This is a genomic window from Paenibacillus sp. MAHUQ-63 (genome assembly GCF_028765165.1).
Classification (GTDB): Bacteria; Bacillota; Bacilli; order Paenibacillales; family NBRC-103111; genus Paenibacillus_E.
In genome coordinates this window covers 1,124,936-1,148,413 of sequence record NZ_JARADB010000001.1, presented here as the reverse complement: position 1 = coordinate 1,148,413, position 23,478 = coordinate 1,124,936, and the positions used below count along the sequence as shown (strand labels likewise).

Annotated in this window: 13 protein-coding genes; all 13 read left to right on the top strand. The window is 53.5% G+C overall.

Annotated features, from left to right (window positions below; translation table 11 throughout):
• The first annotated feature begins 5 nt into the window (after nt 1-5).
• The 13 genes from PUT07_RS05005 to PUT07_RS04945 all read left to right on the top strand — a co-directional run bounded on the left by PUT07_RS05005 (nt 6) and on the right by PUT07_RS04945 (nt 23,449).
• Nucleotides 6-935 carry an ABC transporter permease gene (locus PUT07_RS05005; RefSeq protein WP_274466699.1) on the top strand — a complete coding sequence of 310 codons (930 nt, stop codon included), beginning with the start codon at nt 6-8 and terminating at the stop codon, nt 933-935.
• 15 nt (nt 936-950) lie between these two features.
• Nucleotides 951-1,823: a carbohydrate ABC transporter permease gene (locus PUT07_RS05000; RefSeq protein ID WP_274466698.1), complete on the top strand. Its 873-nt coding sequence runs from the start codon at nt 951-953 to the stop codon at nt 1,821-1,823.
• Nucleotides 1,824-1,903: 80 nt separating this feature from the next.
• Nucleotides 1,904-3,496 carry an extracellular solute-binding protein gene (locus PUT07_RS04995; RefSeq protein WP_274466697.1) on the top strand — a complete coding sequence of 531 codons (1,593 nt, stop codon included), beginning with the start codon at nt 1,904-1,906 and terminating at the stop codon, nt 3,494-3,496.
• Between the two features lie 981 nt (nt 3,497-4,477).
• Nucleotides 4,478-6,292 carry a sensor histidine kinase gene (locus PUT07_RS04990; protein ID WP_274466695.1) on the top strand — a complete coding sequence of 605 codons (1,815 nt, stop codon included), beginning with the start codon at nt 4,478-4,480 and terminating at the stop codon, nt 6,290-6,292.
• The gene (locus PUT07_RS04985) at nt 6,276-7,898 is read left to right on the top strand and encodes a response regulator (protein ID WP_274466694.1); all 1,623 of its coding nucleotides are present in this window, start codon (nt 6,276-6,278) and stop codon (nt 7,896-7,898) included. The genes PUT07_RS04990 and PUT07_RS04985 overlap by 17 nt, the downstream gene beginning before the upstream one ends.
• Nucleotides 7,899-8,100: 202 nt before the next feature.
• On the top strand, nt 8,101-9,495 hold the full coding sequence (locus tag PUT07_RS04980; RefSeq protein ID WP_274466693.1) for an ABC transporter substrate-binding protein: 1,395 nt from the start codon (nt 8,101-8,103) through the stop codon (nt 9,493-9,495).
• Between the two features lie 85 nt (nt 9,496-9,580).
• Nucleotides 9,581-10,477, top strand: a complete 897-nt coding sequence (locus tag PUT07_RS04975; protein ID WP_274466692.1) for a carbohydrate ABC transporter permease — start codon at nt 9,581-9,583, stop codon at nt 10,475-10,477.
• Between the two features lie 16 nt (nt 10,478-10,493).
• The gene (locus tag PUT07_RS04970; protein ID WP_379239615.1) at nt 10,494-11,387 is read left to right on the top strand and encodes a carbohydrate ABC transporter permease; all 894 of its coding nucleotides are present in this window, start codon (nt 10,494-10,496) and stop codon (nt 11,385-11,387) included.
• A gap of 34 nt (nt 11,388-11,421) precedes the next feature.
• On the top strand, nt 11,422-13,587 hold the full coding sequence (locus tag PUT07_RS04965; RefSeq protein WP_274466691.1) for a heparinase II/III domain-containing protein: 2,166 nt from the start codon (nt 11,422-11,424) through the stop codon (nt 13,585-13,587).
• A gap of 174 nt (nt 13,588-13,761) precedes the next feature.
• Nucleotides 13,762-14,529 carry a DUF817 domain-containing protein gene (locus PUT07_RS04960; RefSeq protein ID WP_274466690.1) on the top strand — a complete coding sequence of 256 codons (768 nt, stop codon included), beginning with the start codon at nt 13,762-13,764 and terminating at the stop codon, nt 14,527-14,529.
• Between the two features lie 26 nt (nt 14,530-14,555).
• Nucleotides 14,556-16,970: a hypothetical protein gene (locus PUT07_RS04955; protein ID WP_274466689.1), complete on the top strand. Its 2,415-nt coding sequence runs from the start codon at nt 14,556-14,558 to the stop codon at nt 16,968-16,970.
• A gap of 300 nt (nt 16,971-17,270) precedes the next feature.
• A complete protein-coding gene (locus PUT07_RS04950; RefSeq protein WP_274466687.1) occupies nt 17,271-18,119 on the top strand; it encodes an ABC transporter ATP-binding protein in 849 nt (282 codons plus the stop codon).
• A 233-nt stretch (nt 18,120-18,352) separates the two neighbouring features.
• Nucleotides 18,353-23,449 carry an Ig-like domain repeat protein gene (locus tag PUT07_RS04945; RefSeq protein ID WP_274466686.1) on the top strand — a complete coding sequence of 1,699 codons (5,097 nt, stop codon included), beginning with the start codon at nt 18,353-18,355 and terminating at the stop codon, nt 23,447-23,449.
• Nucleotides 23,450-23,478: the final 29 nt, after the last annotated feature.

Below are 23,478 nucleotides of genomic sequence, written 5' to 3'. Positions count from 1 at the left end.
ACAGTATGGCATCTTTATTGGCCAAAAACATGAAACTTACGCTGCGTTATATCAATAAGAAAAAGTATCTATATCTGCTTCTGATCCCATGCGTCATCTATTTCCTGATCTTCAATTACGTTCCGATGTACGGCATCATCATTGCATTTAAAGACTTCAATTTTTCCAAAGGAATCCTGGGAAGCCCGTGGGTCGGCCTGGACAACTTCAAGTATATGTTCGGGCTAAGCGATTTCTATACGGTGTTCTGGAACTCCCTATATTTAAGCTTCCTGAGGCTTGTGTTCGGATTCCCGTTTCCGATCCTCCTCGCTCTGCTGCTGAATGAAATGCGCAACCGCACCTACCAGAGGGTGACGCAGACGATCATTTACTTGCCGCATTTCATCTCCTGGGTCGTGATTGGCGGCATTCTGGTTAATTTCCTGTCGCCTTCCTGGGGAATTGTCAACATATTCATCAAGCAGCTCGGCTTCGAGCCGATCTTCTTTCTCGCCGACACCAACTACTTCCGACCGTTGGTTATTCTCAGCAGCATCTGGAAAGAGTCCGGCTGGGAGAGCATTCTATACCTTGCCGCGATGGTCGGCATTAATACGGAGCTGTACGAGGCTGCCAGCATTGACGGGGCGGGCCGGCTGCAGAAAATCCGCTATGTCACGCTGCCGGGCATCAAGTCGACCATTGTCATCCTGCTCATTTTGCGGCTGGGGCACATTATGGGGAACGGCTTCGAGCAGATCTTCGTGCTCCAAAATCCTTTGAATCTGGGCGTTTCCGAGGTGTTCGAAACCTATGTGTACCGCGTGGGCTTGCTCGGCGGCAGGTTCTCGTTCGGGACGACGGTGGGGCTGTTCACGTCCGTGATCGGTTTAATCTTCCTGCTGGTCAGCAACCAGATCGCCAAATGGATGAAGGAGGACGGGATATGGTAAAAGGAGGTGGTCCGAGTGGTTATCCGTTCGTTTGGCGATAAAATTTTCGACGCTCTGAATTATATAATCGTCACCTTGTTTGCTCTGGCTTGTTTATTCCCATTTTTTTATGTAGCCTCCTTCTCCATCACACCTTATTCGGAATATCTCGAGAACCCGCTCAAGCTCATTCCCAATCAAATCGAGCTTTCCGCCTATAAGCAGATTTTGCAGATGCCTTTGATGTGGACGGGGTACAAAAACACACTCATCATCACGATTGTCGGCGTAGCGCTGAATATTACCCTACTAATCATATCGGCATACCCGCTTTCGAAGAAGGACCTCAAGGGCCGAAATGTCATCATGGTTCTGATCACGTTCACGATGTTTTTCAACGGCGGGTTGATTCCGAATTTTTATTTGATCAAAACTTTGGATATATACAACACGCTGTGGGCTATGATTTTGCCCGGTGCCCTGGGGGCTTACAATCTGATTTTGATGAAAAACTTTGTAAGCGCTATCCCGGCGAGTTTGGAGGAGTCCGCTTTCATGGATGGGGCCAATGAGCTGAAGGTGCTGTTCCGCATCATCGTACCGTTGTCCAAGCCGGCGATTGCCACCTTCGTCATTTTCCATGCCGTTACGCAGTGGAATACATTTTTCTCGGCGATCATTTACACCTCCAAGCGGGGCTTGTGGCCGCTTATGCTCATATTGCGAGAAATGGTTGTGGACGACGGCGGGATTGCCAAAGATGCGATGGATATGAACAATACCGGGGTGACGGTGTTCACGATTAAGATGGCGATCATCATCTTCGCGACGCTGCCGATCCTACTGGTGTATCCGTTTATGCAGAAATATTTCATGAAGGGCGTTCTCGTGGGCTCGATCAAAGGGTAATCGGTTTCGGTTCGGTTTCGGTTAAATCTGCACAGTCCCGCAGTTTTAATACAAGCTTTCATACAAAGGAGATGTTGAATTTGAAACGGTCCGTCAAAAACATTGCAAGCAGTTTGGTTTGTGTTGGATTGCTGTCTTCACTCGTCGTCGCCTGCTCCAATTCCAATGAGCCGGCCAGCGGCACAGCGACTTCGGCTCCGGGCGGCAGCTCGGCCGCACCGGCGGCAACGAAAGCGGCGGCGCCTACCACGATCCGGATGTTCAACAGGGTGAACGCGCAAGTCGTCATCGACAACAACCCGGTTATTGCCGAAGCGGAGAAGCTGGCGAATGTCAAATTGTCCATAGAAGCGCCGCCTATCAACAACTATGTCGATAAGCTTCAGGTACTGATGGCCTCGGGCGATTTACCAGACCTCATTTATAACTGGGGCGGCGCCGATGCCAACCTGGAGAAATGGGCGAAGGACGGCTTGCTTACACCTCTCGACGACCAAATTGCCAAGTATCCGAATTTAACGAAAAATATCTCCAAAGAAATGTGGGACGCAGTCAAATCGATTAACGACGGCAAAACCTATCTCATTCCGAGAACGAATGTGCTCAATCATTGGGGATATATTATCAATCAGCAATGGCTGAACAAGCTGAACCTGAAGGCTCCGACTACCTTGGATGAGTTTACTAACGTATGCAAAGCATTTACCGCGAACGATCCGGACGGCAACGGGAAAGCGGACACGTACTGCTTAAGCATGTCCAATCCAGCGCTGGGCAGCAACACTGTCTGGAACTCCACCTTCTTCCTGGCTTCCGCGTTCAATCTGCCGATCATCAATGGCGTCAAGGACACCGACGGCACCTACAAAATCAGGGAGAAGATGTCGGGTTACATTCCGTACCTGACGTATATTAAGAAATTGAACGATGAGAAACTCATCGATCCCGAGTTCTTGATTAACAAAATTTATGTGGATCAAGAGAAACAGAACCAGAACCGCGTCGGTATCATTTATGGTCACCAGTATGCGGTGATGGCGAACTTATCGAAGGACAAAGAATCGGATAAAAAATATTCGTATCAACCGGTGCTGAAAGACAGCAAAGGCGTCGCCACCGATTTGGTATCACCGGCGATGTGGGGCGGCTGGATGATTCCGAAGTCGACCAAAAACGCGGATGCCGTGCTGAAATTCTTGGATTGGGGAAATACGACGGAAGCGAATGCGCTCTTCCAGCTCGGACTGAAAGGCGTGACGTTCGACAATTACGATCCGGCGACCAAAAATATCTCTCGTACCGCCGATCAAGCGACGAAGCTTGCCGCTGTCACGAGCACGTACATGACGCTGGCCAACGCCATTGACGGCAACGGTGCGATCATTGAAGGCGCCGATACGCCTGAACGTTTGAATACGTATAAATCGCAGCTGGATGCTGCGTTGAAGCAAGTGACCGTGGTTAACGTGCCTGCGGTTCGTTCTCCGAAAATTTTGAACCTTAACAGCACGATCCCGGATTTGGTGAAAAAGAAAGATGATCAGGAGCTGAAATTCATCATGGGCCAAATTACGGAGGCGCAGTTCAAAGACTTCCTGTCCAAAGAATGGTACCCGGCAACCGCGGATGCCGAGAAGGAATATGTTGACTACATGAATAAGCTGGGGAAATAAATGAATGGGCCTAAGGGGGCGTTCCCTTAGGCTTTTTTTAGCTTGTCTGTCGGCGGACGAGTGGTAGGAGTGGCGGGGGGAGGCAGTGTAACGAGTAGTGTAGCTGGCAGGGCGGCAAGCAGGGGGCAGGCGGGTTAATGGCAGGGAGGCCATAAGTGGGGTAAGAAGTAGGTAGCAAGTAGAGTAGCAAGCAGGGTAATAGGTAGAGTAAAAAGTAGAGTAACAAGTGAGGTAAAGAAGTAGAGTGATAAGTACAGTAGCAAGCAGAGCAAAAGGTTGGGTAACGAGTACGGTAACAAGGGGGCAACAAGTAGAGTAACAGGGTAACAAGCATGGCAGCAGGTAGGGTAACAAGTACGGGGTAGAGTAAAAAGTATGGTATCAAGCTGGATAAGTGGGGGAAGAAGTAGAGTAACAAGTACAGTAGCAAGCAGAGCAACATGTAGAGTAAAAAGTACAGCAACAAGCGGGGCAAAAAATGACGTGTCCCTATTGGAGTACGGGTGGACCACGAGCGGAAAGACCAGCAGGGCAGCCTGATAACTGGAAATACTCCCGTTAATTATGGCTAATTGGCTGGCTGCAGTCGCTTTAGCTGGATATACTCCTGTTAATCCAGCTCACTTCGCGGCTCCCAAGGGGAAATGGGCGAAATTAACTGGAGGAATTCCAGTTAACTGTGCCCAACCCCTTAGGCGGAAAGAAATTAACGGGAGGAATTCCCGTTAAGGTTCCATAGTCTCAGATAAGCTGCCGAACGTCTGCTTCACGAGTAGGCTAACCAGCCGGATAGAGAGTTCAGTTCTTCGAGCGGCACCCGGCTGGGCTATCCAGCCGAACGCCAGCACGTTGCTTTACCCCCATATAGAAAAAGCTGCCCCCTTTCTTGAATTTCTATCATGTCGAACAAGGTTCATGTGCACTATAATAAAATAGGTAGAGTCTGTATTTTCGCAACAGGAAGGGTGCATGAAACCGCCTATGAATACATTGTGGCCGTTGTTGTCCCGCATGTTTCATTCGTTCTCGCTGAAGCAAAGAATATGGTTGACGTTCGTTGTGCTCATCACATTGGGACTCATGGCAACCGGGAGCATCGCCTATTTGATCGCTTCCAAAGAGATTGGGCAGAGGACGCTGCAATCAAGTCAAGATACGGTGAATCAGTCCTCGCAGATCGTGAACGAGAGGCTGAAAAATATCGGCATCGCCGTCAGAGCGCTGATGTTTAACGATGCCTTCAAGCAATTGATGAAGGATGTGGAGAGCCGGGACAAGAGCACCTACTACAAGTCGCTGACGGCTTTGCAGAATGTGTTCTCTCAAGTGAAATTCAATGAATCCATGATCGAGAGCATCTTGATCGCGACGCCGATCGGAGATTTTTATCCGACCTCCTACGTGAGGAATACGGCGAACTCCTTCTATGACTCGGAGATGTACGAGCATTTCAAGCAGTTGAAGCGGGGCTTTTGGAGCAAGGGGCATGTCGATCGGTTTTTTACCGGAAATCAGAAGGTCATCTCTCTCGTCGTTGAAGGCGTAGGCGATTATTCCTTCATGGGGTATGAGCCGACCGGCGTGTACGTCGTGGTGAATGTGAAGGAAGAGGCGCTGCGCGAGCTGTATATGGCCAATTTGTCCAAATCGAATAAAAGGTACGCGTTCATTGATGCCGGAGGCGAATCTGTGATCTACGGCGATCAGCCCGAGGAAGGAAGCTTCATTCAGGATGCTGCCTTTATGGCTCAATTCAGCGGAGAGATGAAAGGGTCGTTTTATTATAAGGATAGCGGCAAAGATTTCCTGGTGAATTATTCGCGTCTGGAGGCGAAGGACGATTGGATGATGGTGTCCATCCAGGCGAAGGACGATTTGCTCGCGAAGCTGAACAATATTAAGAAAGTGACGACCTACGCGATTCTTGGCTTCATCGTTCTCTCCCTGTTCATTGCGAACAATTTGACGCAGCTGCTGCTGAAGCCGCTTTACCGTTTGCAGAAGCTGATGAAGAGGGTAGAGGATAACGATCTGACGGTACGCTTCGAGAGTGCTTATCAAGACGAAGTGTCGCAGGTCGGGTTCCGGTTTAACCGGATGCTGGACGAAATTCAGCAGTTGATCGAAGACGTGAAGAACCGGGAGCGGGACAAAAGAAAGGCGGAAATCAAGGCGTTATCGGCGCAGATGGACCCGCATTTTTTCTATAATACGTTGAATACGATTTATTGCAAATCGGTGTTGGGCGAAAACGAGGACGTCAATGAAATGATTTTGGCATTGTCTCAGATGTTTCAGTTAAGTTTGAGCGGAGGCCGGGATCTCATCACACTGGCCGATGAATTGGACTATGTCCAGCAGTACTTGGCGATCCAGCAACGCTCGTATGAGCGCTTGTTCGAATGCCGCATGGAGGTCGATGAAGAGCTGCTTACTTGTCTTGTGCCGAAAATTATCATTCAACCGCTTGTCGAGAACAGCATTTTGCACGGGTTCAAGGATATGACCGCCGGCGGGGAGATTGCTCTGACGATCCGGCTGGATGGGGATTGGCTGCATATTATGGCGGAAGACAACGGGCATGGGCTTGTTCCGGAGAAGCTGCTGCAGAGCATGACGCACCCGGCTGCTTCGAAGCACGGCTATGCGCTGCGCAATATATTTACGCGATTGCAGCTATATTATGGGGACCGGCAGCGGATGGAGATTACGAATACGGAGAAGGGCGGAGCTCGTATTGAGCTGTGGCTGCCCTGCTATGGAAGCGAGGAGGAGTTTCATGAGCCGGCTGGTTAAGCTGTGTGTGGTGGATGACATTCGCAGTGTCGTCGAGATGATTGCAACCAAAATTCCGTGGGCGAACCATGGGATTGAAGTCGTCGGCAGCGCGACGAACGGCGAGGAAGGGCTTGCGATGATCCGCGAGAGCCGTCCGGACATCATTCTGACCGATATTCGCATGCCGAAAATGGATGGTTTGGAGATGACCCGCCGTATTCTGGAGCTGCTGCCCGGCAGCAAGGTCGTCATACTCAGCGCGTATACGGATTTTGATTATGCCCAGAAGGCGATTCAGTACGGCGCGCTGGACTATGTGAAGAAGCCGTTTTCCATCGATCAGATTGTGGCAGCGGTGGTCAAAGCCAAAGAGGTGTGGGAGCAGGAGAACCTGAACCGCAGCCATGTTCTGGCCTTGGAGCAGAAAATGAAAGAAAGCATGCCCGCGCTGCGTCAGGAATACTTGTCGCTGCTTGTGCATCACCAGATGAACGAAGCCGAGCTGGCGAAGCTGACGAGCTTTCTGGACATTCATGCCCTGAAACCGCCCATGGTCGTGCTGACGATCCAGATCGACCAGTTTACGGACAAATATGCTGAGGTTCCCGTGAAGGAGCTGGAGCTCGCGCGATTCTCCCTGCAAAATATCGTAGAGGAAACCATCGCTTCCTATACGTCGGCGGTCGTTTTCCGGGAAGCGTTCAACCGGTATATTTGCATTCTGAATATGGGGAATAGCGAGCTTCCGATGACGATTGCGGATCAATGCTGCGCCAATATCGCACGGCATACGAAGTTCACGATCTCCATCGGCATCGGCCTCGCAGCGGGGAAGGTGCAGGAGCTGCCCAAGAGCTATCAGCAGTCGCTTAGCGCGCTCTCTTATCATTTCTATACGGGAGGGAACGGGGCGTTCAGCTATAAAGCGGAGACCTCCGACCTTCCGGTTGAATGGATTTATACCGAGGAAAGCGAGAACGAGTTCATGTTCGCGTTCCGCTCCGGCAATCAGGATAAATGTATGGCCTGGATTCAGCATATTTTCGCCGAAATGGGAAGGGCGGCCGCCAGGCCGCAGCCGGGGATGGTGGAGCGATTGCTGCAAGGACTGGCGCTGCGTATGCTGCGCGTGCTTTCGGAGAAATTCCCGCGTGCTTCCTTGGCGGAGTTCGAGGCGGGCATGCAGGCGATCCGAAGCGACGGCGGCGCGGATTGGCAGGAGTATCAAGAGTGGTTCGTCCGTCTCTGCGCAACCGGCGGCCGGATGATTCATCAGGAGCGCGCCAGCGAGTCGCAGAAAATCATTTACCGTTCGATGGACTATATCAAAGCGAATCTGCATCAGGATTTGACGCTGGAACATTGCGCCAAACAGGTGAATTTAAGCTGGGGATACTATTCCAATTTGTTCAAGAAGGTGACAGGCACGCCATTCCAGCAGTTCGTCACACAGGCGAAAATAGAACGGGCGAAGGCGATGCTCATCGAGGATTTTCAGGTGCAAGAAATTGCACAGGGGCTTGGGTATGAGCACAGGCGCTATTTCAGCGAAGTATTCAAGAAGCAGACCGGCATGACGCCGACGGAATTTAAGGAAACGGCTCTGGGCAAGCCTTCTCCGTGAGGAGGGCTTGCCTTTTGTTTTAGGAGGGGCTGTTCAGCCTTATGGGAGGTCCTCTCCCGATGCAAATATAGAAAAACCTGCCCTCGTTCACGAGTCCACCACATTATCAGAGGATGCGAATTCTTTTAGTATAAGAAGTGTAAAGAGAAGGCACAATCGCAGCTAGCGCTGCGGGTTCGCAAACCAAAGGGAGGATTACAACATGGTAAAAAGATTAGGGACGGTCACGTTAAGCGTACTGCTCGCAAGCAGTCTGGCGGCATGCAGCTCCGGCAACAATGCCGCAACTACCCCGGCAGCTTCCGGCAAACCGGCGGAAGGAGCCGCCAGCTCAGCGCCTGCGAAGAAAGATAAAACGAAGCTCCAATATTGGACGGGCGACCGCCACGATATGGATTATATCAAAAGCGTTGTTCAGAAATTCAACGAAACGAACACCGATAACATCGAGGTCGAAATGGTCGTTAAAACGGAGGATTTCAACCAAGCGATCGACCTGGCCTTCGCTTCCGGACAAGCACCGGATGTTATGCGCGTGAAGGAAAATACGATCCAGCCATTCGCGCAAAAAGGCTATCTGAAGCCGATCGATTCGTATCTAACCGACGATATGAAGAAGAAATTCCCGATCATCGACGACTTTAACCGCATCGACGGCAAAATGTACAGCCTTCCGAACTACGGTTCCACGCTGCGCCTCGTGTATAACAAAGAGCTTTTCGCGAAGGCCGGCATTACCGCTCCTCCGAAAACTTTGAAAGAAATGGTCGAGGATGCGAAGAAAATAACGGCAGTCGGCAAAGCTTCCGGCTCCTACGGCTTCGCCCTTAATTTCAAGAGCCCGGAAAGCGCGCTTGGCCGTTCGGCCCGCGTGATCGCGGAAGCAAGCGGATTCGGCGGATTCGGTTACGATTTTAAAACCGCCAAGTTCGATTTCACGGGTTACAAAGATATCATTCAATCGTTCAAGCAAATGGTGGACGACGGCAGCACGCTGCCAGGCATGGAATCGCTGGATATCGACCCGCTGCGCGCGCAGTTCGCAGAAGGCAAAATCGGCATGTACATCTCCTTCTCCTCGGAGCCGGGCGTATATGCGAATCAATTCCCGGCCAAAATCGAGTGGGCCGCGGCACCGGTACCGACGATTGACGGAACGGTCAAGGGCGCAAGCTCCTTCTTGGGCGGCCAATGGCTCTCTATCTCCAATACGACCAAAAACGCCGACCAAGCATGGAAATTCATGCAGTTCATGTATGCCGACGAAGTGTTGAAAACGTACCATGAGAAAGGCTTCGGCTTATCGATGGTGCCGTCGATCTCCTCTGTTGCCAAAAAACCGGAAATCAAAGGCATCGAGGGCTTCCTGCCGACCGGCAACGACGGCACTTGGCCGCTGCAGCCTACGGTTACGGTGGAAGGGATGAAATACAACGATGCGTTCTTCAAATATATGATCAGCGGCGGGAACCTGGATCAAATTACGCAAGATTTGAACAAACGCTACAACGAAGCGCTCGATAAAGCTGTGGCCAAAGGCACTGTGAAAGTTCAGCCGAATCCGAACTTCGATCCAATGAAATTGATGGCGAAGTAAACCGCATAGCCGGATTTGCCGCGAGGGTGGAGTGATGAGCTCCACTCTCGCTCTCTAATGACAGAGATAACAGGAGGGGAATGGGATGAACCGGACTCGTCAGATCGGGTTTTCATATTTGTTTTTGTTTCCAAGCTTTCTGCTGACCATGGTGCTGGGGGTCTATCCGATCGCTTGGGCGATCCGTTACATGTTTTACGATTACAAAGGCTTTGGGGAAGCCTCGTTTATCGGTTTGGATAATTTCCGAAGGCTGATGGAGGATTCGCAGTACTGGCATTCCGTATGGAACACGTTCATTTATGCAGGCGGAAAGTTGATCATTACACTGCCATTATGCTTGGTGCTGGCCGTTATTCTGAACGGGAAGCTCCGCGGCCGCAACTGGCTGAGGGCGATTTATTTCATGCCGACGATTATTAGCTCCGCCGTTATGGCGGTCGTTTTCTTCATTATTTTCAACTCATATAACGGTATCTTGAATCAATATTTGCTGAAGTTTCATATCATCTCCGAAAGAATCGATTGGCTCGGGCCTCAACACGCCATGCTGACGACGATCATTATCGCCGTATGGGGGGCTGTCGGCAACTACATGCTGCTGTTCCTGGCCGGTCTTCAAAATATTCCTAACGACGTTTACGAAAGCTCATCGCTCGACGGTGCGAATAAATGGCAGCAGTTCTGGTATTTAACGATCCCGATGCTGGGTCCGGTGCTGCAGATCGTGATCATGCTGGCCATCATCAACTCGCTCAAGGGGTACGAAAGCATCATGGTACTCACGGAAGGCGGACCTGTCGGCAAGACGGAAGTCATGTATCTATACGTATACAAGCTGTTCTTCCCAACGCCATCCGGCACCGTGACGGATCAGCAGTTCGGCTATGGCAGCGCGGTCGGATTCGTGACAGCCGTTATTGTAGGCATCATCACGCTGGCATACCACGCGATGTCCAGACGCTTGAACAAACTTCAATAGGGAGGAAGCGGGGATTATGGAAGTTATGGAAACGGCTCCGGGGAAGCTCGGGGTCAACAAGAGAACGCAATCCTTCTCGATCGGCCAATTCGGCGGAAGATGCCTGCTTTGGATCTTCTTGCTGCTTACGGCGGTGCTCATCGCCTTTCCGGTCGTTGTCACTTTTCTGGGCTCGCTCATGTCCAATCATGAGATTACGAAAGGGGGCTCGATAATTCCGGCCTCCTGGCAGTTCATGAATTACAAGGAAGCCTGGATACAGGCGAACTTCGCCCGTTTTACATGGAACTCTCTGTTCTTAAGCGGCATGACAACGATCGGCACGCTGGTCGTGGCCTCGATGGCAGCGTACGTGGTAGACCGGATGAGCTTTCCCGGCAAAAAGCTGTTCGTCGGCATACAAGCCGCCACGATGTTCATCTCCATCGGCGCTGTCGTCATCCGGCCGCAATTCGAGCTGATGGTGAAGCTCCACCTGCATACGAATCTTTGGGGCGTCGTCCTTATTCTCGTAAGCGGACATGCGTATATTTTCTTTATTTTGCTAAGTTTCCTGCAAGGTATTTCCCGGGAATTAGATGAGGCTGCGCGAATTGACGGCTGCAGCAGCGGCGGCATATTCTGGCGGATCATTTTGCCGCTGATGCGTCCGGGGTTGGGCGTAGGCGCCTTGTTTACATTTTGCGGGGCATGGAACGAATATTTGCGTCCGCTCGTGTTCACGATGACGAATCCGAAGCTGCAGACGCTGACCGTAGGCCTGTCCTATTTGCGCTATGGCGCGTCGGCTGCGGTCCAAACACACTATATGCTGGCGGGCGCGTGCTTATCGATCCTCCCTTTGCTGCTCGTTTATATGGTTGCGAATCGATCATTTATGCAGATGACGGCAGGATCGCTCAAGGGTTAGAGCGAATCACTCCCGTATTGAAGGAGGGAAGGGTATGGATAAGAGAAGGTTGGACCGGCTCCGCGCCAACGCGGCGCGGCCGGAATTCGATGAAGGAATCGCTCTTCTGCGGAAGGAAGCGGAGGAGGCTTCGCGCATTACGTATACGATTCGAATGAACGAGCAAGGCCAGTGGACGCACTATTACTACTGTCATGAGGACGGGACGCGGCTCAGCTTCGAGTGGCATTCGCCGTTCAGTCATCAATGTCCCACCTGCGGCAAGGAACGGACAGGGGAGCCCTTCAATTCTGCATGGACGTCCATTGCGCATACGCAAATCGGCCGTGCCGTGTATCATATCGCGCTGCTGACGGCGATTGAACCCGACGTCAAGCGAATCGGCATGGTGAAGTCGTATTTAACCGCATACGCGGACTGCTATGAGTCCTATCAGACGCACGGAGACATTCCGTATAACGGTCCGGGCAAATTGTTCGCACAAACGCTGGATGAGGCGCATTGGATCATGGATCTTGCCTTGGGCTTCGATTTGATTCGGGGCCATCTGACCCCCGCAGAGGAAGCGCATATTCGCGGCGGGCTGCTGGAGCCGTGCGCCCGGTTCCTCATTCTGCACAAGGAGAAGCAGATTCATAATCACGCCGTGCTGATCACCTCCGCCATCGCAGCCATCGGGCTGCTGCTGGACGATCAGGCGATCGTGCAAGCGGGGCTTGCGGGCGAATACGGCTTGGAGGATCAATTGGCGCGCGGCGTTTATGAGGATGGCTTATGGTACGAGGGGAACGTACAGTATCACTTCTATGCCTTCCAATCCCTGCTCCACTATGCCTTGATCGCCGAAGGAACGCCATGGGAGGTGTGGTCGAACAAGGCGCTGAAGGCGATGTTCGACTACCCTCTGCATCTTGTGCTGCCAAGCGGTGCAATGCCGACGTTGAACGATGCGGGCTTGGGGGACAGCATAGGGACGTATACGAGGTACTACGAAATTGCCTTTGATGTGTACGGGGATCAGATTTATAAGGAACTGCTGCTGACAGCTTACGGAACAGAGTGGGCGGATCCGCGATTCAGCGGTGTTAGAACCGTGCGCAGGGATTCGGTGTATGCGCTGCTGTTCGGGCGGGAGCTGGAGCCGTTGACGGAACAAGTGCAGGAGCAGGAGCAGGTGCCGAGACAAGAGCAGGCGCCGGCAAGTGCAAGCGACAGCGGCAGGCTAGCGCTATGGGAGACTACCCACCGTACGCAGTCGTTCCCCGCAAGCGGGTTAACGAAGCTGGTTAACGGAGCGGGCTGGCAGGCGATCCTGAAGCACAGCAGGTTCGGCGGCGAGCACGATCATATGGATCGTCTGGGTTTATCCGTCGTATGCGGCAGCACGCCTCTTCTAGTCGATCCGGGAACGACGGCATACGGCATACCCGCGCATTACGGCTGGTTCAAGCATACGTATTCGCACAATACGGTAAGTATCAGCGGCGCCGACCAGCCTCCGCGTGACGGCAGGCTGGTGCAGCTTGTCCGGCAGCCATGGGGAGCATGGGCCGAGACAGCCGTGGATTGGTCCGGGGACGATTTCTATATGAAGGATGCGATCATCCTTCCGAAGGAACTGAGCCCGTGGGATGTGGAGGCGTACGCCGGGGTACAGATCAGGCGGGTGAATGTGCTGGCCGAAGACCACATGCTCGATATCGTGAGCGTGACCGTGCCGGAGCCCCGCGACGTGCACTTGTGCACGCATATCAGCGGCGAGCTGCGCAGCGATGCGGCAGCTTCATGGACACGAACGGAGGAGCGGCTGAGCCGGCTTGATCAGAAGTGGCTGAGGGACAAGCGGCGTCTGGCAGCCGGCGAGCGGGTGTTCCGCTACGAGCTGCGCGAAGGCGAGCTTGCACAGCTGATCTGGTGCTCGCAGCCGTCGGACATGTACGCCGCTCTCACGCCGGACAATCCGCCGAGCGGGAACCGCACTTCGCTGATCCAGCGGGCGGCTGCCGAGCGCGCCGTGCTGTTCATTCAGGCGCTGCACTATGAGCCGGCGAGCGGGGATTCGCGATCCGGGGCGCCAAGCAAGCTCCTGGTCGAGGAGCTTGGCGGCGATGCGTATCGCATCGAGCTGACGAAGCCGGGCGGCCGGCTGCGGTATGATTTGGATCTCAGCCGGGCGGAGGCCGGGCTGATCCGGGAATGAAGCCGCAGGGCTGCTTAGCACTGCTCCCGCCTTGCTGCTCCACTGCCGCTCAACTTTGCAGCGGCTCAGCCTCCACTTGCTGATTTGCCTCTTTCACCTCGAATAATCTTATGTATAATTCCAATCGTCTATTTCATGTAATAGATAGAGAGAACGATTGGAGGGGGCTGTGCAATGAGAGGGGCATGGAGGAAGCTGGCGGTTTTTACGTACCAAGAAGCAATGTGCTGCATATTCCCAGTCGGCATCTTCATGCTGCTGGCCATCACGAAGTTTGTGGATGTGCCGGGGATTTCCAGGTATGACCTTATCCTGGCAGGGTGCATCTTGATACAGATCGGCATGTTCGCGAGCAAGCTCGAGACGAAGGACGAGCTGCTGGTCATTTGTCTTTTTCACATCATCGGCATTGTACTCGAGGTATTCAAAGTCCATATGGGATCGTGGAGCTACCCGGAGGAAGCCTACAGCAAAGTATGGGGAGTGCCGCTCTACAGCGGTTTTATGTACGCTAGTGTAGCCAGTTATATATGCCAGGCTTGGCGGAGGTTGGATCTGACGCTCATCTCCTATCCCTCCAAATGGGTCTGCATTCCGTTTGGCGCCTGCATCTATTTGAATTTTTTCACGCATCACGCCGTGTACGACATCCGGTATATATTGATTGCCCTGCTGTGTCTTTTATTTTTTAAGTCGCACATCCAGTTTCGGTTAGACCGGAGCCTGTACCGAATGTCGATACCGGTTGGTTTTCTGTGTGTCGGATTTTTTATATGGATTGCCGAAAATATCGCGACCTACTTCGGAGCCTGGAAGTATCCTAATCAAAGCCATGCGTGGCATGTGGTGCATCCGGCCAAAATCGTGTCCTGGTTCCTGCTCGTCATCGTATCCTTCGTCATTGTCGCGGAGCTGAAACGGTTGAAAGCAAGAACCCAATAACGCCCGCGGGCAGAGGTGTGAATAACTTGCCATTATCCTTCTTAAGTCTATGGTCCATTAATGATGCCCTGCATCTGAACACACTGCAGGCGCAGCTTGATGAGCTGCGGCTTGCGGGGCTGGAAGGCGTCATATTCCATCCCCGGTTTTATCCGGACAGCCCTGCTTATCTTAGCAGCGGGTACTTGGACATCGTCTCCGAGCTGATTCTCTACGCCAAAGCGACGGGCATGTCGTTCTGGATCTATGATGAGAACGGCTGGCCCTCCGGCACGGCGAACGGCGAAGTGCTGAGGCGGCTGCCGCAGTCTGCGTGCGCCTGGGTGGAGTGGGTTCCACAGCCCTCCGAAGCCGGCGGAGGCCGTATCGCTTTCGGCTCGAAGACGGCCGTCTCCTCCTTGGATCCGTTGGCGGCTCAAGCCTTCCTCGACATTACGTACGAAGGCTACCGCCAAGGCTTAAGTGCAGAAGCGTTCGACTATGTGACGGGCTTCTTCTCCGACGAAGTCGCCTTCCTTGACGGACACGGCCTCACGGTCAAGACAGGCGCAATTCCGTGGGATGACCGGTTCGCCGAGCAATATGAGCGGCGCTATGGGGAAGCTCTGCTGCCCTTGCTCCATCTCCTATTCACCGAGGGAGAAGGATACGAGATCGTGCGGGTCCGCTACTGGGAGATGCTGACGGACGCAATTATCACCGGCTTCTATCAACCGGTCGCAGCTTGGTGTGAGAAGCACGGGAAGAAATTCACCGCTCACTTGAAAGCGGAGGAAAGCCCGTTCTTCCAGCTTGCCTACAGCGGATCCGCTTTTCAGGTGCTGAAGGGCGTGGAAACGCCTGCCATCGATGCGCTAGAACGCTTCCCGGGCAACAACTTCTATCCGCGGATCGCGCATTCCGTGGCGGTGCAGCAGGGACGGAGCGCTGCGCTGGTCGAGGCGATGGGCGGAAGCGGCTGGGGCATCTCTCCGCAGACGTTCACCGACTATTGTCTGTGGTTGGCCAGCCACGGCATCGAGATGTTCGTGCTTCATCTGAACCAGCTGAAGTTGACAACCAAAGCCGTACAGGACTGGCCGCCATCCATGCCAAGTCATGTGACTTGGAAAGCGGCGTTCCCGGCTCTGCTGGCTTCGATCAAAGAGCAGGCGGCGCGGCTTCCCGATTTGAAGCAAAAGCCGGATGTGCTCATCGTGACGCCGACTCGCGGCGTTATGGCTGCCTTCGATCCGATGGACTGTATGGTGATGAACGAGCATGACGGATCGAATATTCCCTCTACGCCGGCAGGTCTCTTTAATGCGAAGCTGCTCGCCTTGGTCGAAGCTAGCTATGCCGCCGGGGTGCATTACGAATTGACCGAGGAGCGGGTGATCGAGGAGGAAGGCGTCCTCCTGGACGGAATGCTGCGTATCGGGAAGCGAGATTATGATTGCGTGCTGTTGGCCGACGGCTGCAGATGGGAGGCAGAGGGCTATCCAGGGAAGCTCCGCGCTGCCGGTGTTACTGTTCGTGAAGCCCGCGACTGGCTGCGGGAGCTCCCTGCGAGAGCCGCTGAACAGGCGGACGCCCGAATCGCAGCTATTGTCTTACAGCAATCGCCATGGCGCGCAGAGCCTTTGACGACGAACCGGGTTTACGTAGAGCTTATTCCTGTACCGGAAGGGAGGCTTGCAGCCCAGCTGACGCTGGAGCAGCCTGACTTGATCGGCGGCTTGACGCTGCTGCTCCTCGATCCCGTCCAGGAAGCAAGGGTGAACGGTGAAATACTTTCCCTTGAACGAAGGGAGAACGGCTGGGAAGCGCAGCTCCCGAACCAAATGGCCGATTTAAGCGGCACGCTGCTTATTGAGGTCACCCCTTGTGCCGGCGGGGAGGCGCGTCCGATTGCTTTTGTGAGCGGGGGCTTTGCCGTCAAAAGCCTATCGCCCCTTATTGCCAAAGATGAGCGGCAATGGTTGACGGACGGGCCTTTCCGGCTTGTCCCGCTGACTGCCGGCGTTGACGCGGCGGATCTCATCGCGTCGGGCTTCCCGTTCGCCGCTGCGCCCGCAACCGTGACGAAGACCGTCACGCTTAGCGCTGCAGACAGCGCTGCCGCCATTCGGTTGACGGATGTACAAGGTGATGCGGCCTATGTGCGGCTGTCGGGTGAGGAGCTGGGCTGGTGCTGGGGACCGCATTGGACGGTCGCCTTGCCGCAAGCTGTGACAGCCGGGACCTGGGAGCTGGAAGTCAGCTTGTATCCGAGCACATTCAATTCCTACGGCCCTCATCGCCATTATGAAGGCGACCGTTACTTAACGAGCCCTGATCAATATCGCGGAGTCAGGAATTTCGCCGATCGCCCCAATGCCCCTGAGCATACGAGCGTGAGTTCGCTGCATTTCGTCAAATGGGGAATTTCCGGCGATGTAGAGCTTGTGCGAAGCGAATAGAATCGGATTTGCCGCATGCCGGCATGAAGGCAGTGGCCAGCGCCATGGTCCTGGTGCAGGTTCAATTCAAAAGATGTCCCAGGCTGATTCAGGCTCTTGGGGCCTCTTTTTTTTCATAAGGGGGTCTGTTAGCGGAATTGTCATTATTTTCAGTGAAAATGATTCTCAAACTCATTGACAACGGTTATCATCACCTTTACACTTAGATTGTAAAGCTAATTTCTCCTATAACTTGTACATAAACGAAGATGTGCGACATGTTCGTTTCTCAATATATGACCCTGGGAAGGATTGATACCGATGCATGCGATCGAGGCTCAAGAATTAACGTTAACCTATGGAGAATCCAGTATCTATGAGAATTTGGATATTGCGATTCCGAAGGGAAAGGTCACGGTGTTCATCGGCAGCAACGGCTGCGGGAAATCGACGCTGCTGCGCTCCTTGGCCCGATTGTTGAAGCCTACGAACGGCAGCATCCTATTGGACGGTCAAGCCATCGCCAAGCTTCCGACCAAAGAGATTGCGAAGCGTCTGTCCATTCTGCCGCAAGGTCCGGTAGCTCCCGAGGGATTGACGGTGCTGCAGCTGGTGAAGCAGGGCAGATATCCGTATCAGAGCTGGCTGCAGCAGTGGTCCGCCGAGGATGAGGATATGGTGAACAAAGCGCTGAAAGCGACGAATATGCAGCAGTACGCCGATCGCACGGTCGATTCCTTATCCGGGGGGCAGAGGCAGCGCGCTTGGATTGCCATGACGCTTGCCCAAGGGACAGATACGATTCTGTTGGATGAACCTACGACATACTTGGATATGTCGCATCAGGTCGAAGTGCTCGACTTGTTGTTTGACCTGAACATGAAGCAGCAGCGCAGTATAGTGATGGTCCTTCATGATATCAATTTGGCTTGCCGCTACGCGCATCATATCGTTGCTATTCACGATAAGAAGATCGCCGTTCAAGGTAAGCCGGAAGACATCATTACCGAAGAGACCATCCGTACGGTGTTTAATATGGAGTGCCAAATCATTCAAGATCCGTTGTTCGGCACCCCGCTATGCATTCCATTCGGCAAAGGCAGGAACGTAAACGGCCTTCAAGAGAGTCCGTTCAAGAAGCAAGCCCAAGCCGCCGCGCTTACGGTTTAACGGGAATTATAGACGAATCAAAGCCTCTATGTACGCTTCACGCGTACGTAGGGGCTTTTTATTTGTTTGGGGTGGCTTGCTCGTGTTTTCAGGGGCTTAACCAAATATACCCCATTTGGGGTATGGTGCTTAGGTCGCATAAACATGTATTTTTATAATTGAAAATGTGACATATTGTCGGAATCTGGTACTTGCCTACATAGAGAAAGGCCAATAGCGAATAGGAGGTATGTATGAGAAAAATAAGTTCATTACTGCTGGCGCTTATCCTTAGCTTTATAGGTATTATGCCTAATCCGAATCAGGCCCAAGCGGCTACGGCTTTAATCCCGGCGGCTATGAAGCAGCCGATCGCCGTGCGGAATATGAGTTTTAGCGCCATCGACCCGCAGACGAACCGATTTTTCCTCAAGGCGGGCGATTTGGGACTCCTGCGTGTGGAGTTTGAATCAGGAGGTTATGTGCTGTGTCATAGGGACAGCATCCTCATGACAGAGTCGGGGGGAAGCGGCAAAACGACGCAAGCGGCATTCCGCACTTCGTTGGATCCGCAAAGCGTGAAGGATTATATACCTGACTTTGTTTATCGGGTAGGAGCCTCCGACGCATCAGGGCGATTGACCCTGAAGCAGGGTCCGGAATTATGCTATACGAATGGCAAGCTGGATAATTCTTGGCATTCGTTCCCGAATTACAGAACGTACTTCAGCGACGGTACATCGATGGACAACGTGACTTACTTCAAGAGCTTGCTCAAGGAAGAGGTGTACATCGATAACGACGCGCCGGTGATCACGTTCGGACAAGCTTCGAATTCAAGTTACCTAAGAAATCACGCGGTTACGATCACGACAAAGGACCTGCCGGCAGAAGGCAAAGTAACGACTTATTACAAGTGGACGCAAGAGGCTGCCCCGCCTGCTCCAGGGGATATCAATACGGTCATTGCGAGCGGAACGTCCGCACCGGATCCGGAAGGCAACGGCGCTTATTATTTGCATGCCCGTGCGGTCGACATTGTCGGACACGAGACGATCTCAACGGCAGGGCCGTTTAACTACGATCATGAACCGCCGACGATCACGTTCGGGCAAGCATACAATTATATTTTCAAAAAGAGTCATGCCGTTACCGTAACGGCAGCGGACACACCGTCGAACGGAAATATCGCGCTGTTCTATACATGGACGCCAAGTTCCCTCGCACCGCCTGCCGCCGAAATTACGACGAGCATGATCAGCGGAGCGCCGGCGCTGGATCCGGCAGGCTCAGGCGTATTCTATCTTCACGCCAAGGCCATCGATGCCGCCGGGAACGTAACCGTTCAATCGACGGGACGTTTTTTCTTCGATAATGATCCGCCTGTTTTAAATCTGACGCCTTTATCGGGCAAGGCCAAGACAAGCCACACGATTTCGTATCAGATGTACGATAATCTTTCGTCTACGAAGTTGGACTATGCATGGCTCAAGGACGGGGCGGCTTATTCGACAGGCACAGCGACGGCGAGTTCGGGAACGCTTCAGGTGCCTAACAGCCTGGAGGGCAGCTACAAGTTGAAAGCGACTGCGGCGGACGATTCGGGCAACACCAAAACGATAGAGACACTGGCGTATATTATTGACAAATCGCCGCCTGTCGTGACGTTCTCCGAGCTGGGGAACAATACGCCGGCCAAGAGCCGTCAAGTGAAGGTCACCTTGCAGGAAGCTGGAGGGGGGCTGGCTCAATCCTCCTACATCTGGTCGAACAGCGTAACCGTTCCGCCCTCGAGCACCGCGGGCTGGATGCCGTTCGCGGACGGAGGCGGTACGGCGACGACGCAGAGCGCTACGCTCACTTCACCGGCAGGAGCCAATACCACGATGTACTTGCATCTTAAGACGGCTGACAGCGCAGGGAATGTCGGATATGGAACGACCACGCAAGGCTTTGTACTGGACAACACGAAGCCGACGGCGGTTTTCAGCAAAGCAAGCACATCGTCCTACAGCCATTCGGTGACGACAAGCTTGACCCTGTCCGACAACGTTACAACAGCGCTTGGTCAATATGTCATCAAATATCTCGTCTCGGATCAAGCAACCACAGACGGCACCGATGCCGATTGGAGCACGTCAACGAGCGGCGCCTTTACGATCACCGGCAAATCAGGCACTTATTATATTCATGCCAAAGTATACGACCAAGCCGGCAACTGGCAGCTCGTCAGGGGAGGACCTTATCTGCTGGATAGCGTGGCTCCTGAAGGAACCATCCATATCCCGGCCGAGCAGACGAATCTTAAAGCGGTTCCTGTTGAACTGACCGCGACGGATGCTCATGGGCCTATCGACATGAGTTTCTCCGTGAACGGCGGATCGACTTGGAGCAGTTGGGAGCCTTTCGCCGCCGCGAAGACGGTAACCATTCCGGAGACGGAAGGCACACGGACGATATCGGTTCAATACCGCGATGCGGAGGGCAATATCTCTCCCGCATATTCGGACACGGTCATCTACGATCTAACGAAACCGGCTGCGGTGAAGATCACCTACAGCACGGCGCAGCTTACGAACCAATCGGTCACAGCGACGCTGCAAGCTTCCGATAATATAACGGCCGCGGGCGACATCGACGTGCTCAATCTCACCGGCTTCAGCTATGAGTTTCAAGCGAATGGCACCTACACCTTCGTGTTCCGCGATAAAGCCGGCAATGAGAACACGGCCGTCGCTACCGTAACATGGATCGATAAGATCAAGCCGCAAGTTCAATTCAGCAGCGAGGGTGTTTCGGATAAAAGAAAAACGGCAAGCTCCGTTATTACCGCGACGGACAACGTCTCCGGAGCTAACGAGATGACGTACGCGTATGCCTGGTCCACGAGTGCGAACACGGAGCCCGAGACATGGACGGCGCTCCCCAGCAATCGCCAGGCCGATCTGAGCGGGGCGAACGGCATCTGGTATTTATGGGCCAAAGTGAAGGATAAGGCCGGCAATGAAACGATACGGCACACGAATTCGTTGTTCCAGCTGGACAATACAGCACCGGTCGGTACAGTCGCTTACAGCCCTCCGGGGCGCACCGCGGGCAACGTCAAAGCGGTCTTGTCGACCAATGAGTCCGTTCGTGTGACGAAGCCCGTTAGCGGCAGCAGAGAGTATGTTTTTACAGACAACGGAACGTTCGAATTTGAATTTGCAGATGACGCAGGCAACGTCGGCAGAGCGACGGCTGTTGTAACGGGCATCGATCGCAGCCTGCCTTATGCGGAAGTGACCGTAACGCCAGAGGATTGGACCAACGGACCGGTACGCGTAACGGTGGATGCCTCCGGCAATTCGGCTTTATCGTTACGTGGAATCGTCGTTCCGGAGGACGCGATACCGGTCTCGCAAACCGTCCAGAAGGTCGTCTACGATTTCGTATCCAACGGATCGCTGAGATACACGCTGCTCGATACCGCAACCATGTTGACGAGCGAGGATGAAGTTATCGTCGATCATATCGATGTGACGCCGCCGACCGGAGAGCTCATCTACAGCACAGAGAGCAGTACGAATGAGGACGTTACGGTAACGCTGGTTACGTATGATGAGAATCACGGTATCGTCTCCGTGGTCGGAGACCGAACCTTCACCTTTACCGACAACGGCACGCATACGTTCGTTTTCGCGGACGAAGCAGGCAATGTGTCGCAATTGACGGCCGTTGTGGATTATATCGACAAGACGCCGCCAGTTCCCGTTGTCACCTATAGTGCGACGTCATGGACGAAGGAAGACGTCAAAGCGACACTAACCTTCACAGGCGAGGATGCGCCGGTCAAGATAACGAACAACGGAGGCAGTTCGCAATATACGTTCAAGGAGAATGGAAGCTTCGTATTCTACTACCGCGATGCCGCCGGCAACGAAGGCGAAGTGACCGCTCAGGTGACGTATATTGACCGCACGCCGCCGACAGGGACGGTCACGTACAGCGAAGCGGGGTGGACGAACCGGGATGTGATCGCCACGCTGACCCCGCAGGACGACTCGGGGCAGCTCCCGACCATTGTGAACAACAGCGGTTCGACTGCCTTTACGTTTGTGCAGAACGGAACGTTCACGTTCGTCATGGAAGACGCAGCAGGTAACAGACGCGAAGTCAATGCGGCCTTTGACCGGATCGACAAGACACCGCCGGTCGCGATCGTGCAGTATTCGACGCCGATGTCGGCGAAGACGAATGCGGATGTGCGTGCGACTGTGGAAGCGAATGAGCCGATTGTCGCCATCAATAATAACGGCAGCATCTCGCGTGATTTTGCGGCCAACGGCAGCTACGGCTTCCGAGTGGCGGACCGCGCAGGCAATGAGGCGACCGTTACGGCGAATGTGTACAATATCGACCGCACGCCGCCTGTACTGACATTGTCTTACAGCACGGCTGCGCCGACCAAAGACGATGTTATCGTGACGGTAAGCGGCTCGGAAGCCGTACAGGTGCTGAATAATAACCGGGCGAAGCAATACGTGTTCAAAGAGAACGGCACGTTCAAATTTGTCGTTCAGGACTTGGCGGGCAATATCGCCGAGGCGGTGGCTACGGTAGCGAACATCACGAAAGCTACGGCGAAAGTAACGTATACGTTCAGTGAGACACAGCCGACACGCAACAACGTTACCGTTACATTCAACGCGGACCGTCCGCTTACATACGCAGGTATCACAGGCAATACGGTTACCTTCACGGAGAACGGCACCCGCTGGATTGAAGCGACGGATCAGCTCAATAACCAATATGTGCTGCGTATCGATGTGAATAATATCGACCGGGAAGCGCCTAAGCTGACTTTCCAGAAGGGGGACCAACTGCTGCTTGCCGTTGGCGAAGCCGTTAATCCGGGGGCGGACGTCCAAGTGTCGGACAATCTCGACGGCAGCTTGAACGATAAGCTGACGGTCACGCATGCGATCGATACGCGAACGCCAGGCGAGTACGACGTTACCTATAGCGTAACAGACCGTGCAGGCAATGTGGCTCGTATCGTGCGCAAAGCGATCGTCATCGCGCCTACCGCATTCTCGGTGTTCGTCAACTCCAAGCAGCTGCAGGAGACGGAAGCGGTCGTCTACGGCGAGGCGATTCAATTGCAATTATTTGGCCAGCAAGGAACAACCGTAGTCAAATGGGCGCGCGGATTCAAGAACAAAGGGGACTTCAAAGCCCTTGGGCAGGAACTGACAAGCGGCAGCCTGCCTGTCAAGGAATATGGCTTATACACGTTCTACATGCAAGATCAGGAACGGCAAACGAAGCTCGTTCATGTGTATATATTACCGGTCAAAGCTTCGGAATAACGGACAAAGCATCAACTGGACTAGGAGGG

Bases quoted from the DNA above. Each gene is read 5' to 3' on its own strand.
- PUT07_RS05005 (WP_274466699.1), top strand. From the start codon at position 6: ATGGCATCTTTATTGGCCAAAAACATGAAACTTACGCTGCGTTATATC.
- PUT07_RS04990 (WP_274466695.1), top strand. From the start codon at position 4,478: ATGAATACATTGTGGCCGTTGTTGTCCCGCATGTTTCATTCGTTCTCG.
- PUT07_RS04985 (WP_274466694.1), top strand. From the start codon at position 6,276: ATGAGCCGGCTGGTTAAGCTGTGTGTGGTGGATGACATTCGCAGTGTC.
- PUT07_RS04980 (WP_274466693.1), top strand. From the start codon at position 8,101: ATGGTAAAAAGATTAGGGACGGTCACGTTAAGCGTACTGCTCGCAAGC.
- PUT07_RS04975 (WP_274466692.1), top strand. From the start codon at position 9,581: ATGAACCGGACTCGTCAGATCGGGTTTTCATATTTGTTTTTGTTTCCA.
- PUT07_RS04970 (WP_379239615.1), top strand. From the start codon at position 10,494: ATGGAAGTTATGGAAACGGCTCCGGGGAAGCTCGGGGTCAACAAGAGA.
- PUT07_RS04965 (WP_274466691.1), top strand. From the start codon at position 11,422: ATGGATAAGAGAAGGTTGGACCGGCTCCGCGCCAACGCGGCGCGGCCG.
- PUT07_RS04960 (WP_274466690.1), top strand. From the start codon at position 13,762: ATGAGAGGGGCATGGAGGAAGCTGGCGGTTTTTACGTACCAAGAAGCA.
- PUT07_RS04950 (WP_274466687.1), top strand. From the start codon at position 17,271: ATGCATGCGATCGAGGCTCAAGAATTAACGTTAACCTATGGAGAATCC.
- PUT07_RS04945 (WP_274466686.1), top strand. From the start codon at position 18,353: ATGAGAAAAATAAGTTCATTACTGCTGGCGCTTATCCTTAGCTTTATA.